At 63.7% G+C, this 12,470-nt stretch carries 16 protein-coding genes; 3 read left to right on the forward strand and 13 right to left on the reverse strand.

The features are described 5' to 3' along the window. Positions 1–8 precede the first annotated feature (8 nt). On the forward strand, positions 9–1,166 hold the full coding sequence (locus U5A89_RS17045; RefSeq protein WP_338162237.1) for a DUF2157 domain-containing protein: 1,158 nt from the start codon (positions 9–11) through the stop codon (positions 1,164–1,166). Next, positions 1,163–1,690: a GDYXXLXY domain-containing protein gene (locus U5A89_RS17050; RefSeq protein WP_338162238.1), complete on the forward strand. Its 528-nt coding sequence runs from the start codon at positions 1,163–1,165 to the stop codon at positions 1,688–1,690. The genes U5A89_RS17045 and U5A89_RS17050 overlap by 4 nt, the downstream gene beginning before the upstream one ends. Here the strand turns inward: U5A89_RS17050 and U5A89_RS17055 are convergent. The 7 genes from U5A89_RS17055 to U5A89_RS17085 all read right to left on the reverse strand — a co-directional run bounded on the left by U5A89_RS17055 (position 1,687) and on the right by U5A89_RS17085 (position 5,984). Further along, positions 1,687–2,388, reverse strand: a complete 702-nt coding sequence (locus U5A89_RS17055) for a hypothetical protein (protein ID WP_338162239.1) — start codon at positions 2,386–2,388, stop codon at positions 1,687–1,689. The genes U5A89_RS17050 and U5A89_RS17055 overlap by 4 nt on opposite strands. A 146-nt stretch (positions 2,389–2,534) precedes the next feature. Next, on the reverse strand, positions 2,535–2,921 hold the full coding sequence (locus U5A89_RS17060) for a PH domain-containing protein (RefSeq protein ID WP_338162240.1): 387 nt from the start codon (positions 2,919–2,921) through the stop codon (positions 2,535–2,537). 126 nt (positions 2,922–3,047) lie between these two features. Further along, positions 3,048–3,518 carry a hypothetical protein gene (locus U5A89_RS17065; protein ID WP_338162241.1) on the reverse strand — a complete coding sequence of 157 codons (471 nt, stop codon included), beginning with the start codon at positions 3,516–3,518 and terminating at the stop codon, positions 3,048–3,050. Continuing rightward, positions 3,515–3,787, reverse strand: coding sequence for a type II toxin-antitoxin system RelE/ParE family toxin (locus U5A89_RS17070; protein WP_338163090.1), 273 nt, complete (start codon positions 3,785–3,787; stop codon positions 3,515–3,517). The genes U5A89_RS17065 and U5A89_RS17070 overlap by 4 nt, the downstream gene beginning before the upstream one ends. Then, positions 3,787–3,969 carry a type II toxin-antitoxin system RelB family antitoxin gene (gene relB, locus U5A89_RS17075; protein ID WP_338162242.1) on the reverse strand — a complete coding sequence of 61 codons (183 nt, stop codon included), beginning with the start codon at positions 3,967–3,969 and terminating at the stop codon, positions 3,787–3,789. The genes U5A89_RS17070 and relB overlap by 1 nt, the downstream gene beginning before the upstream one ends. A 51-nt stretch (positions 3,970–4,020) precedes the next feature. Beyond that, positions 4,021–5,829 carry a translation elongation factor 4 gene (lepA, locus tag U5A89_RS17080; protein WP_338162243.1) on the reverse strand — a complete coding sequence of 603 codons (1,809 nt, stop codon included), beginning with the start codon at positions 5,827–5,829 and terminating at the stop codon, positions 4,021–4,023. Continuing rightward, positions 5,826–5,984, reverse strand: a complete 159-nt coding sequence (locus tag U5A89_RS17085; RefSeq protein ID WP_338162244.1) for a hypothetical protein — start codon at positions 5,982–5,984, stop codon at positions 5,826–5,828. Before U5A89_RS17085 ends, lepA begins: the two co-directional genes overlap by 4 nt. A 24-nt stretch (positions 5,985–6,008) precedes the next feature. Between U5A89_RS17085 and U5A89_RS17090 the strand changes: the two genes are divergently transcribed. Beyond that, positions 6,009–6,779 (forward strand): CsgG/HfaB family protein, encoded by a 771-nt coding sequence (locus U5A89_RS17090; protein ID WP_338162245.1) that lies wholly within the window; start codon positions 6,009–6,011, stop codon positions 6,777–6,779. Between the two features lie 38 nt (positions 6,780–6,817). Here U5A89_RS17090 and U5A89_RS17095 read toward each other — a convergent pair whose 3' ends face one another. The 6 genes from U5A89_RS17095 to rpsE all read right to left on the reverse strand — a co-directional run bounded on the left by U5A89_RS17095 (position 6,818) and on the right by rpsE (position 12,468). After that, a complete protein-coding gene (locus tag U5A89_RS17095; RefSeq protein WP_338162246.1) occupies positions 6,818–7,861 on the reverse strand; it encodes an acyltransferase family protein in 1,044 nt (347 codons plus the stop codon). A 400-nt stretch (positions 7,862–8,261) separates the two neighbouring features. Then, positions 8,262–8,918 (reverse strand): adenylate kinase, encoded by a 657-nt coding sequence (locus U5A89_RS17100; protein WP_338162247.1) that lies wholly within the window; start codon positions 8,916–8,918, stop codon positions 8,262–8,264. 43 nt (positions 8,919–8,961) lie between these two features. Beyond that, positions 8,962–10,326 carry a preprotein translocase subunit SecY gene (gene secY, locus U5A89_RS17105; protein ID WP_338162248.1) on the reverse strand — a complete coding sequence of 455 codons (1,365 nt, stop codon included), beginning with the start codon at positions 10,324–10,326 and terminating at the stop codon, positions 8,962–8,964. A 206-nt stretch (positions 10,327–10,532) separates the two neighbouring features. Beyond that, positions 10,533–11,072, reverse strand: coding sequence for a 50S ribosomal protein L15 (rplO, locus tag U5A89_RS17110; RefSeq protein WP_338162249.1), 540 nt, complete (start codon positions 11,070–11,072; stop codon positions 10,533–10,535). A 491-nt stretch (positions 11,073–11,563) separates the two neighbouring features. After that, positions 11,564–11,743 (reverse strand): 50S ribosomal protein L30, encoded by a 180-nt coding sequence (gene rpmD, locus U5A89_RS17115; protein ID WP_338162250.1) that lies wholly within the window; start codon positions 11,741–11,743, stop codon positions 11,564–11,566. Positions 11,744–11,748: 5 nt separating this feature from the next. Continuing rightward, positions 11,749–12,468, reverse strand: a complete 720-nt coding sequence (gene rpsE / locus U5A89_RS17120) for a 30S ribosomal protein S5 (protein ID WP_338162251.1) — start codon at positions 12,466–12,468, stop codon at positions 11,749–11,751. Positions 12,469–12,470: the final 2 nt, after the last annotated feature.

Raw genomic sequence — 12,470 nt, forward strand, 5'->3', positions numbered from 1 at the left:
TGTCCGCCATGTCGGATCGCAAATTAAGGGCGTGGCAAGCGGCGGGGCTGATCGACGCCGATACCGCCAGCGCGATCAGCGCGTGGGAGGCCACGCATAGCCGACCGATCGGCCTGTGGGCGATCATCGGCCTTTGCGCGCTGACGATCGGGCTGGGCTTGGTGTCGCTCGTCGCCGCCAATTGGGATGCGATTGCGGGGACGGTGCGGCTATCGATCCATTTTGCGATCATGGCCGCGCTGGCCGCCGGGATCTGGTGGCGGCTGCCCAAGGGCGCGCTGAACGACCATGTCAGTGACGCGATGCTGTTCGTGCTTGCGGGGCTGGGCCTGACCTTCTTCGGCCATGTCGGGCAGGTCTATCAGACCAGTTCGCCGCTATGGCAGCCGCTGCTGGCCTGGCTGCTGCTGTTTTCGCCGCTGTTGCTGCTGTTCGGGCGAGGCTGGCCCGTTGCGGGGCTGTGGATGGTCGGATTGCTGGGCACGCTATGGGCGCATGCCGATGATCATGGGCATCTCTGGTCGGCGTTCGGCCGGGTCGAACCGCCCCATGCGGCGCTCTATTGGGGGCTGATCGCCTGTCCGCCGATTCTGGTTGCCGGGGTGGCCGCGTGGATGCGAGGCGTGAGCGACCGGCCCGCCTTCTGGCGACTGATCGAGCAGATGGCCGTCGCCATCGTCTTCACCGGTGTCAGTGTCATCCTGCTGGTGCGCGGGTGGGACAGCGACAGCGCGGTCCTGCCAGGGAGCGCCGAGATCCAGAGCGTCGCGATGCTGTGCGCGGCGGGAGCGATCGGAATGGCGCGACAGACGGCATCCGGGCGGGCGACCGCGGGGCTGCTGGTGGTCGCCGCGGGGCTGCATCTTGGTCAGGCTTTGTTGCCTGCGCTGCATGGCACGGGCCGCACGTTGATCGCCTGCCTCTTCTTCCTACTGCTATGGGGCGCGGTCGCCGCGGCGGCGATCCATGCGCATTGGCGGCGCATCTTTCAGGCCGCGGTCGCGCTGCTCGCGTTGCGCATTATCATCCTGAGCTTCGAACTCAACGACGACCTGCTGGGCAGCGGCGTCGGGCTGATCCTGTCGGGCCTGTTCGCCATGGCTGTCGCCTGGGCGACGGTGCGGCTGTCGCGCCGTTACGCCCCGGCGCGGGAGGAGACAGCATGACGCCCGCCCGCCATCGCCTGCTGCTTGCCGGGGCATTGCTGCTGCCGCTGTCGGCGCTGGCTGCGATGTGGGCGGTCACGCATCGCCAGGCGCAACAGGGGCAGGACTGGCTGATCCCGATCGAAGGCTATGACCCGCGCGACCTGCTGCGCGGTCACTATGTGCAATATCGCTATGCTTGGCCGACCGCACCAGCGCGCGAGGGGGAGAGCCGCGCCGATCCCGGGCTGGCCGATGCGCTGTGCGTGATCGGTGTGGCGCCGCATATCCGGGCGGTGCGGCCCCTGCCGTCCGCGCAGGACGGCGCGCAGGATTGCGCCATCATTTTGCGCGCGACGCTGGGCACGCGCCGTCAGGTGCGCGGGCTGGAAAGTGGGATTTTCTTCGCCTCGCAATCGCAGGCGATCGCCCTGTCGCGCAAGCTGGCCGATCCGCGGCTGCAGGGGCTGGTCCGCGTCCGGGTGCGCAGCGACGGCGTCATGCGCCCGGTGGCGATGGACTTTCGCGCCCGTCCGAAATCCTAAAGCTCCAGCCCGATCAGCGTCCCGCTGCCGATCTTGTCGACATAGCGTTTGCCGTCGATCTCCAGCCAGTCGGGGGTAACCTCCAGTCGGCGGCCGTTGATGGTGGTGCGCAGATGTTCCACCGCGATCCGGTTGCGCGCGACGACGCGCAGCACCGCCAGCCCGTCGCCCCGCGACGCCATCATGCTGTAGCGGTCGCCGCGCAGCAGGAAGTGCCAACTGCCGTCGGTAGGCTTCCATTCATTGCCGTCGATCACCTGCGTCGCCACGCCATCCGGCGAGCCGAGCCGCACGCTGATGCGCGTCGCGCCATTGGTGCGGCGCGGCGGCGCGAACATCAGGATCGGCTCGCCTTCCAGCGTGATCGGGATCGGCGTGTCACGCAGGGTGCGCGATCCACCGACGATCAGTTGCGGCATCTCCGCCGAAAAGGGCAGCCGGTCGCGCGCGAAGTGGCGCTGGCGCACGACGGGGTTGGCGTGGAAACTATGGACCTGGGTCGCGGTCAACCGCCCCTCCTCCACCAGCCCGTGGCAGGTCGGACATAGCAGGGTCGCGCCCGGCGCATCGGGCAGGCCCAGATAGCGATAGATCGTCACCCCGCACCGCACGCAGGCAAAGCCGCACGACTGGCGTATGTCGGCCCGCTGTTCGGCTGTCAGGTCCGTCAAAGACGGCATCACGCGCAAGCCCACCATGGACGACCCCTTTTAGCGCCGCCCACACCTTTGTGGACGGTCGTTCCTGACATGGCGTCCTCTTGCGATGGGGCTCTTCGGCCCCTCATATGGTTACGCTATCGTTGAAATAAATCCGCCCAAGTCAAGGGGCTGGACGAAATAGTCTATCGTTGCGGCAGCAGATCCAGGTTGCGAGCGGCGGCGATCGCCCGGATGCGGTCGGGCCGCGGCATATTCTTGATCGCGATTTCGGCGACGTCGCCCGCGCTGAACAGTTCGACATGGCCGACGCCAAAGAGGCGCTGGCCGAAACTTTGCGTGATGCGCACCGACCGGATGCTGGTCAGCGCGATTTCCGTGCGCTGCTTGGCGAGCAGCCCGCGCTCCAGCAGGACTTCGCGTTCGCTCAGCGCCAGTCGCTCGCCCTTATGCTGCACCCACCAGATGCCGATGCCGATAATGCCCACGACCGATACCAGCAGCAAAAGGAAGAGCAGCGGATGCGCCCGGAACATCGCGGGATGTTCGTCATATAGCCAGATGTCGCTCACGCCGTCTCCCTTGCCACAGCATAGCGACTTGATCATGGCCCGGTCGGCGCGTCAAGACGCGCGGCGGGTGCGGTCGACCAGTTTCATCGGAGCGAGCCGTGCGATGGTACGAAGTGGTGCGTACCCCTACCTCTCCCCAACCGCCGCCAGCACCTCGCCCGCCAGCCGCGCATAATCGGCACAGGCGCGTTGCATCGCCGCCTCCGCATCCTGGCCGCGCAAGCGTCCGAAACAATGGCGGTTTTGCGCCGCGCGCATAGCGCGCAACCGCGCGCGCGCCTCGACCGCCAGGCCCAGTTGCGGCGCAGTGCGCCGCCACGCTTCGGCGGCGCTATAGATGCGGCGGCCCGGATGGATACCGGGATCGCCCCCCGCCGCCGCGCCCAGCCTGTGGACCCGCCCCGCCTCCACGATCAGGTCCGTGAGGAACAGGTCGAGTTCGCGCAAACCGTTGCCGATCAGCTTGGCCGACATCGAATCGCGCCGCCGCGCCGCCGCGTGCGGGCACAGGCCCAGCGACATGCCGTTGGCCAGAAACGCCGCCGCCCGCTCGATCCGCGCGACCTGTCCGGTCAGGGCCGCGTGGGGATCGATCATGGATATTCCCGGCGCGCATGGACAAGATTGACGATTTCAACCGAGTCACTCGTCACCCGATACATCAGGATATAGTTGGGATGCACAACCGCTTCGCGCATGCCACCCACGCGCCCGATGCGATACAGAAAAGGATGCTCGGCCAATCGCTCGGCACAGGCCTCTATCGCGTCCTGCAATCGGATCGCTGCCGCTGGATTGCGCTGCGCAATATAGCTGATGACGGCCTCAAGATCGTCCAGCGCGCTGGCGCGCCAAAGCAACCGCATCACGCCCCGTCGCGCGCCTTGGCCTGAATGATCGCCCGCGCCCGCGCCATGGCTTCGTCATGCGCCACCGGGGGGCGCTGGTCTGCCAGTGACGCGGCCACCTTGGCGTTCAGCCATATTTCCCAGGCGATGGCCTGTTCCGGCGTATCAAACTCGGACGTTAGAGGCGTATGCTCGTTCACGCGACCAGAATAAGCCAAATCGCCGTCCGCGCAAGCGTCCGTCGCATCGGATCAGTTCTCGTCGCCCATGCGCAGCGCGGCGATGAAGGCTTCCTGCGGGATCTGGACGCTGCCATATTCGCGCATCCGCTTCTTGCCTTCCTTCTGCTTGTCGAGCAGCTTCTTCTTGCGGCTGATGTCGCCGCCATAGCATTTGGCGGTAACGTCCTTGCGCATCGCCGCGATCGTCTCGCGCGCGATCACCTTGCCGCCGATCGCCGCTTGAATCGGGATCTTGAACAGGTGGCGGGGGATCAGATCCTTCAGCCGTTCGCACATGCCGCGCCCGCGCGATTCCGCCGTGCCGCGATGGACGATCATGCTGAGCGCATCGACGGGTTCGGAGTTGACCATGATGCTCATCTTGACCAGATCGCCCTCGCGATAGCCGATCTGGTGATAGTCGAAGCTGGCATAGCCCCGGCTGATGCTCTTCAGCCGGTCGTAGAAGTCGAACACCACTTCGTTCAAGGGCAGTTCGTAGGTCACCTGTGCGCGCCCGCCTACATAGGTCAGGTTCTTCTGGATGCCGCGTCGGTCCTGGCAGAGTTTCAGGATGGAGCCGAGATATTCGTCGGGGCAATAGATGATCGCCTCGATCCACGGCTCCTCGATCTCGTCGATCTTGGTCGGGTCGGGCATGTCGGCCGGATTGTGCAGTTCGATCTCGCCCGCGCCATAGGTCAGCTGGATCTTGTACACCACCGACGGCGCGGTGGTGATGAGGTCAAGGTCATATTCGCGGGTCAGCCGCTCCTGGATGATTTCCAGATGGAGGAGGCCGAGGAAGCCGCAGCGGAAGCCGAAGCCGAGCGCCGCGCTGCTCTCCATTTCGAAGGAGAAGCTGGCGTCATTGAGGCGCAGCTTGCTGATCGAATCGCGCAGCTTGTCGAAATCATTGGCGTCGACCGGGAACAGGCCACAGAACACCACCGGCTGCACTTCCTTGAAGCCCGGCAGCGGCTTGGTCGCGCCATTCTTCACCGTGGTGATGGTGTCGCCGACGCGGGTCTGCGCGATTTCCTTGATCTGCGCGGTGATGAAGCCGATTTCGCCCGCCGCCAGTTCGGGCAGCGTCTCGATCTTGGGCCGCATACAGCCGACCCGGTCGATCAGATGTTCGGTGCCGCCAATCATGAACTTGATCGCCTGGCCTTTTTTGATGACCCCGTTGACGACGCGGACCAGGATGACGACGCCCAGATAGGGATCGTACCAGCTATCGACCAGCATCGCTTCCAACGGCGCATTGCGATCGCCCTTGGGCGGGGGGATTTTCTTGACGATGGCTTCGAGGATTTCATCGATGCCAATGCCCGACTTGGCGCTTGCCAGCACGGCTTCGGACGCGTCGAGGCCGATCACATCCTCGATTTCCTTGCGCACCTTTTCCGGTTCGGCGGCGGGCAGATCGATCTTGTTGAGCACCGGCACAATCTCATGGTCATGCTCGATCGACTGATAGACATTGGCCAGCGTCTGCGCTTCCACGCCCTGCGCCGCGTCCACGACCAGCAGCGCGCCCTCGCATGCGGCCAGCGACCGCGACACTTCATAGGCGAAATCGACATGACCGGGCGTGTCCATCAGGTTCAGCTCATAGGTCTGGCCGTCCTGGGCGGTATAATCCAGGCGCACCGTCTGCGCCTTGATCGTGATGCCGCGCTCCTTCTCGATGTCCATATTGTCGAGAACCTGGGCGCTCATCTCCCGGTCGGTCAGGCCGCCGGTGCGCTGGATCAGGCGGTCGGCCAACGTCGATTTGCCATGGTCGATATGGGCGATGATGGAAAAGTTACGGATATGGCTGAGTTCGGTCATGCCGCGCCGATAGCAGTGATTTCACGCGCTGTCAGCAGGGTCGCACATGCCGCGCGATCGATGACAAACCCCGTCATCTGCGCGGCGCTTCCCTTGGAAGCGACGACCCATTGTGATAAGCATTCGCAGGTATGGGGCAACAGAATTTCAAACATCAAGCAACAAACGGGGTTCCTGAAATGCGTGGATTGAAAAAGCTGACGACAGCCATGATGTGCCTGTCGATGGTCGCACCGCAGGCGATGGCGGCCGACAAGGGATCGTCGGGTCGTCAGGCGCAGACACGGAAGCAGATGGAGATCCCGCGCTGCACCAAGCGGCTGGGCACCGTCGCGATCGTGGAGCCTGACAATCAGTGGTGGCGCGAACTCAATCTGGGCAGCCCCGAAGCGATCATCAAATTGTTCGTCCAGCAGTCCGGCTGTTTCGGCATCGTCAATCGCGGCCGGTCGATGGCGAGCCGCAACATGGAACGCGCGATGGCGGATTCGGGCGAATTGCAGGCCGGGTCGAATCTGGGCAAGGGTCAGGTCAAGGCGGCCGACTATTTCATCCAGCCCGACATCGTCACCACCAACCGGAACAGCGGCGGCAACGCCATCGGCGGTCTGGTCGGCGGTTTCCTGGGCGGACGCACGTTGGGCGCGCTGGCCGGTGGCATTTCGGTCAAGAAGAGCGAAGCCAATGTGATGCTGTCGGTCGTGAACGCGCGCACGACTGAGGAAGAGGTGATGGCGGAAGGCTATTTCCGTAAATCGGACCTCAGCTTCGGCGGTGGCGGCGGGCTTGGCTGGATGAGCGGTCTGGCGGCGGTCGGCGGCGGCGGTTACCAGAATACCGATATCGGCCAAGTGATCGTGCTCGCCTATCTCGACGCCTATACCAAGATGGTGACGCAGATGGGCGGCCTGCCTGAAAATGCGGCGGCGGCAGCGCCAGTCGCGCAGTAAAAGGACAGTGGGCGCGGCCGGGACCGGCGGCGCCCCTTTCACCCCTGGCTGGTGACGGGGCGCGATGGCGCCGGGCGTTTGTCGCGGCGGCGCTTCCACCAGGCGATGATCGCCTCCCCCGCCGGACGCTCGACCAGACGGTTGATGACCGTGCCCAGCCCCAGCGCGACCAGGAAGGCGGCGGCGAAGCCGATCCAGGGGCTGTAGCCCGCGCGGGCAAATTCCAGCATCACGACGAAACCGACATGCTGGTGGATCAGGTAGAAGCTGTAGCTGATCCCGCCCAGCCAGATGAGCGGGCGCAACGCCAGGAAGCGCAGCTTGCCGTGAATCAGCGCCAGGAAGGCGACCAGCAGCACGCAGCCCACGATCGTAACGTCCCATGTTTCCATCGTCGCGATCGACAGCAGCGCCAGCGCCGCATAGGGCGCTTGTTGGCGAACGCTGCGTTGCCCCGACCAGAGCCGATAGGCCAACATGCCGATCACGAAGAAGGGCGTGTAGCGCAGCACCAGCAACATGATGACGCGTTCGGGCATGTCCGGCCAGAACCAGAACAGCCAGCGCACCGCCAGCCATGCGGCGAGCACCGGCTCCAGGCGGCGTAACCCGGCAAATTTCCAGATGCCGATCATGCACACATAGAAGGCGATCTCGACCGTCAGCGTCCAATAGGCGCCATCGACGGCCGGTATGAAGGCGAAGCCCTGCAACATGGTGAAATTGGCGAGGATCGCGACCGGGCCGATCAGCAACCGCGTGGCGTGGGCGAGATATTCGATCGACAGCGTCAGCAGCATCGCAACCAGATAGGCTGGATAGAGCCGGGCGACGCGATTGACGATAAAATCGGCGACGGTGCGGATGCGATCGAGCGTGAAGAAGATCGCAAACCCGGAAATGGTGAAGAACAGCAGGACGCGATAATTGCCGCCCGGAAAGCTGAACGGCACATGCGACGCCTGGGGAAACAGCTCATGGAAGCGGGTCGAATAGTGGAAGATCAGCACGCATAGCGCCCCGATGCCTCGCAAGGCGTCCAGTTCCGTCAAGCGGCCACGATGGAGCGGCGTTCCCGTCATGCCGCCTTCCCTAGCAACAGCGGGGCAATGAATCCGTTAAGATCGTGGTTAACGGCAGATATGGGTGGATTTTTCTTTGCTGATCTCTTTCAGAACTTTTCTGACTGCGTGGCGGCGGGACATGATGGCGCGTTGCGATGGTGGCGTGCATATGGCTCTTCAGCCTTACCCCGTACCAAGCGGCATTGATAAGACGCTATAACGAGTGTTCCCCGGCGCAGGCCGGGGTCCAGTTCCATGCTCTGAACTGGACCCCGGCCTGCGCCGGGGAACAGGACATCATGGCTCGTCGGCATAAGGCACTGCGGACCGACATGAAAAGGGGCTGGCACGAGCATCGCCGGACCAGCCCCTATTCATCATTCCTAGCCCTGCCCTATAAGGCAGGCAGGCAGTCAGGTCAGCCCGCCTCGCCGTCCAGGATCGCCGCGACCGCGCGGGTCACTTCGTTCATGTCGGCCATGCCATCGACCCGCGACACGATGCCGCGGGCTTCGTAGATCGGCAGGATCGGCGCGGTCTTGGCGCGATATTCGGCCATGCGGGTACGCACGGTTTCCTCATTATCGTCGGGGCGGCGCTTGAACTCGTGCCCGTGGCACTTGTCGCACTCGCCTTCGACCTTGGGCTGCTTGAAGCTGTCATGATAGCCAGCGCCACAGGTCGCACAGGTGAAGCGGCCGGTGATACGCTCCACCAGCGCGTCTTCGTTCACTTCCAGTTCGATCACATGATCGAGCGTGCGATTGCGGTCCGACAATATGGTGTCGAGCGAATGGGCTTGCGCCTCCGTGCGGGGATAGCCGTCGAAGATCACGCCGGTTTCCGGCGCCAACGCATCGAGCGCCTCGCCGATGATGCCGGAGACGACTTCGTCGGGCACCAGCGCGCCGGATTCCATCAATGCCTTGGCCTGAAGCCCGACGGGCGTGCCTGCCTTTACCGCTGCGCGCAGCATGTCGCCGGTGGACAATTGCACCATGCCGCGATCATCGACCAGATGACCGGCCTGCGTGCCCTTCCCGGCACCCGGCGGGCCAAGCAATATGATGTTCATTGCGCGCATACTCCCCTGTTTTTGCGCCCTGTGTCGAACCGTCTTAGCGCAGACGGCCCTTGAGCTTCGCCTTCTTGATCAGGTCGCCATATTGATGGGCGAGCAGATGGCTCTGGATCTGGGTCACGGTGTCGACGGTGACGTTGACGACGATCAGCAGGCTGGTCCCACCCAGATAGAAAGGGATGCCCGCGCGTGCGATGGCAAATTCCGGCACCAGGCAGATGAAGGCCAGATAGGCCGCACCGATGACGGTGATGCGCGTCAGCACATAATCGAGATAATTTTCGGTATTCTTGCCCGGACGGATGCCGGGGATGAAGCCGCCATTGCGCTTGAGATTGTCGGCCGTCTCTTCCGGATTGAACACCACGGCGGTGTAGAAGAAGCAGAAGAAGACGATGCCCAGGCCATAAAGGCCCATATAGACCGGGCTGCCATGCGACAGATATTGGTTGAGCGTCAGGACGAAATCGCCCCACTTGCTTTCGCCAGCGACGGTCTGACCCGCGAACTGCGAGATGGTCAGCGGCATCAACAGCAGCGAGGACGCGAAGATTGGCGGGATGACGCCAGCGGTGTTGACCTTGAGCGGCAGATGGCTGCGGTCGGCCTGCATCAAGCCCTGGCGCGTCTGGCGCTTGGGATATTGGATCAGCACCCGGCGCTGCGCCCGCTCCATGAAGCAGATCAGCAGGATGAGGCCCACGGCCATCACCATCACCAGGAAGATCAGCAGGCCCGAGATCGAGCCTTCGCTGCCCGACTTGAACAGGTTGCTGAGCGTCACGGGCAGCTGGGCGACGATGCCCGCCATGATGATGAGCGACACGCCGTTGCCGATCCCGCGCGAGGTGATCTGTTCACCCAGCCACATCAGGAACATGGTGCCGCCGATCAGCGACACGACCGCGGTCAGGCGGAACAGCAGGCCCGGTTCGATCACCGCGGCGACACCCGACTGGGCGCCGAAGCTTTCCAGACCCACGGCGATGAAATAGCCCTGCACCGCGGTGAGGCCGACGGTGCCGTAGCGGGTCCACTGGTTGAGCTTCTTGCGCCCGCTTTCGCCTTCCTTCTTGATCGCCGCGAGTTGCGGCGAGAGGCTGGCGGCCAGCTGCACCACGATCGACGCGGTGATATAGGGCATGACGCCCAGCGCGATCAGGCTCATGCGCGACAGCGACCCACCCGAGAAGGTGTTGAAGATGTCGAGGATGCCGCCATTGGTCTGGCTGTACAGCTGCGACAGGGCGGTCGGATCGACGCCGGGCAGCGGCACGAAGCTGAGGAAGCGGAACACGATCAATGCGCCGAGCGTAAACCACAGGCGCTTCTTGAGGTCGGTCGCCTGGCTGAACTTCGCGAGGCTGAGATTGGATGCGAGCTGGTCGGCTCTCGATGCCATGGTGGCTGCCCTTCAAATCACTTTTGCCGGGAACCAGGCCCGGAACGGAATCGCTCATCCCTTAGCGGGACGGGTCCAGCGTGTCGAACGGGGAGTTGTCGCCGATGCGACAAATGGATTCCCCCCGATACGCGTGACCCCGCCGACCCATATCGGGCAGCGGGGCCGTTGTTGCAAGTCTGGGCTTGCAAGTCTTGGAAGGCGGATCAGCCTTTATGCGCGGCCTTCTTGGCGGCCAGGGTAGTGCCCTTCTTGGCCTTCGCCTTTTCAGCGGCGGGAACGACTTCGATCACGTCGACCTTGCCACCGGCCTTTTCGACGGCGTCGATCGCGCTCTTCGACGCGCCGGCGACCAGGAAGCTGACCTTGGCGGTCAGTTCGCCCTTGGCGAGCAGACGGACGCCGTCCTTGCCACCGCGGGTCAGGTTGGCGGCGTTGAGCGCAGCCTGGTCGATGGTCGCAGCAGCGTCCAGCTTGCCCGCGTCGATCGCCTTCTGCACCGCGCCCAGGTTCACGATCGCATAATCGTTCGCGAAGATGTTGTTGAAGCCGCGCTTCGGGATACGCATGTGGAGCGGCATCTGGCCACCCTCAAAGCCGTTGATGGCGACGCCCGAACGCGCCTTGGCACCCTTCTGGCCGCGACCGGCGGTCTTGCCTTTGCCCGAGCCGATGCCGCGTCCGACGCGCATACGGCCCTTGCGGGCGCCATCATTGTCACGGATGTCGTTCAGCTTAAAAGTCATATCGTGCACTCGCTTTCGCTTGGTTCGCGCTAAATTGGGAAGCGCGGCCCATAGCGGGGTGCGGCGGGGTTGTCACCCCCTAATGCGTCATATGGAGCAAGCAGTAGTCGACCCGGCGGCGACAAGGTCGCTGTAGGATAAGGCTCCCTTAACTTCGCACATTTCCCGCCAACTTTGACATTATGATGCGTGACTAGGAAATTATATTATACTAAACTACATTGACCAGAACCTATTCTCCGGCGAAAGCCGGGACCAAGTTCCGAGTGCTGGCCTGGACCCCGGCTTTCGCCGGGGAACGCTCTAACCATCCTGATAAATCATTATCATCGCGCTTTGTAATATCCCTTCCCCTGACCCATCCGACCGCGAGGGTGTCATGATCGGGGCATATAGGAAAGTGCGCGAATGCCGAGGCTTGAGCCAAAAAGGAAAGGGCCGATTCGCGCGTGCGAACCGGCCCTTTCCGATCTCGTCGTGGAACGAAGGGTTCAGCCTTCGACCACCGCCACCATGTGGGGCAGCTTCTTGATTGCACCGCGGACTTCCGCCGTGTCTTCAAGTTCCACCACGCGGTTCATCTTGCCCAGACCCAGGCCGATCAGAATCTTCTTCTGGTCAGCAGGGCGGCGGATCGGCGAACCGATCTGCTTGATCTTGATGGTTGCCATGTCAGTTACTCCGCAATCGCTTCGGCATCGGCCTGCGCGACTTCAGCGGAGGCACCGCCACGACGCAGAAGGTCGGCGACCTTCTTGCCGCGACGCTGCGCCACCGACTTGGGGCTGGTCTGTTCGCCCAGCGCCGCGAAGGTTGCACGGATCATGTTATAGGGGTTCGACGTGCCGTTCGACTTGGTCACGACATCTGCGACGCCGAGCGCTTCGAACACAGCGCGCATCGGACCACCGGCGATGATACCCGTACCGGCAGGCGCCGAACGGACGGTCACCTTGCCCGCACCGAAATGGCCCAGGCCATCATGATGCAGCGTGCGGCCTTCCTTCAGCGGAACGCGGACCATCGCCTTCTTGGCGGCGGCAGTCGCCTTGCTGATGGCTTCAGGCACTTCGCGCGCCTTGCCATGGCCGAAGCCCGCACGACCCTTGCCGTCGCCCACGACGACCAGAGCCGCGAAACCGAAGCGCTTGCCGCCCTTGACGGTCTTGCTGACGCGGTTGATGTGAACCAGCTTCTCGATCAGTTCTTCGCCCTGATCTTCGTCGCGGTTGCCGCCACGGCGATCGTCGCGACGGCCACGGCCGCCACGCTCGCCACGGTTGCGGTCACCACCGCCACGGTTGCCACGGCCACGGCCGGGACCGCGGTTTTCGGTCGGTGCAGTCTCGCCACCCTCGACGGGTGCGACGACTTCGTTGGTGTTTTCGTCAGCCATGA

It is taken from the genome of Sphingobium sp. HWE2-09 (assembly GCF_035989265.1).
Taxonomy (GTDB): Bacteria; Pseudomonadota; Alphaproteobacteria; order Sphingomonadales; family Sphingomonadaceae; genus Sphingobium.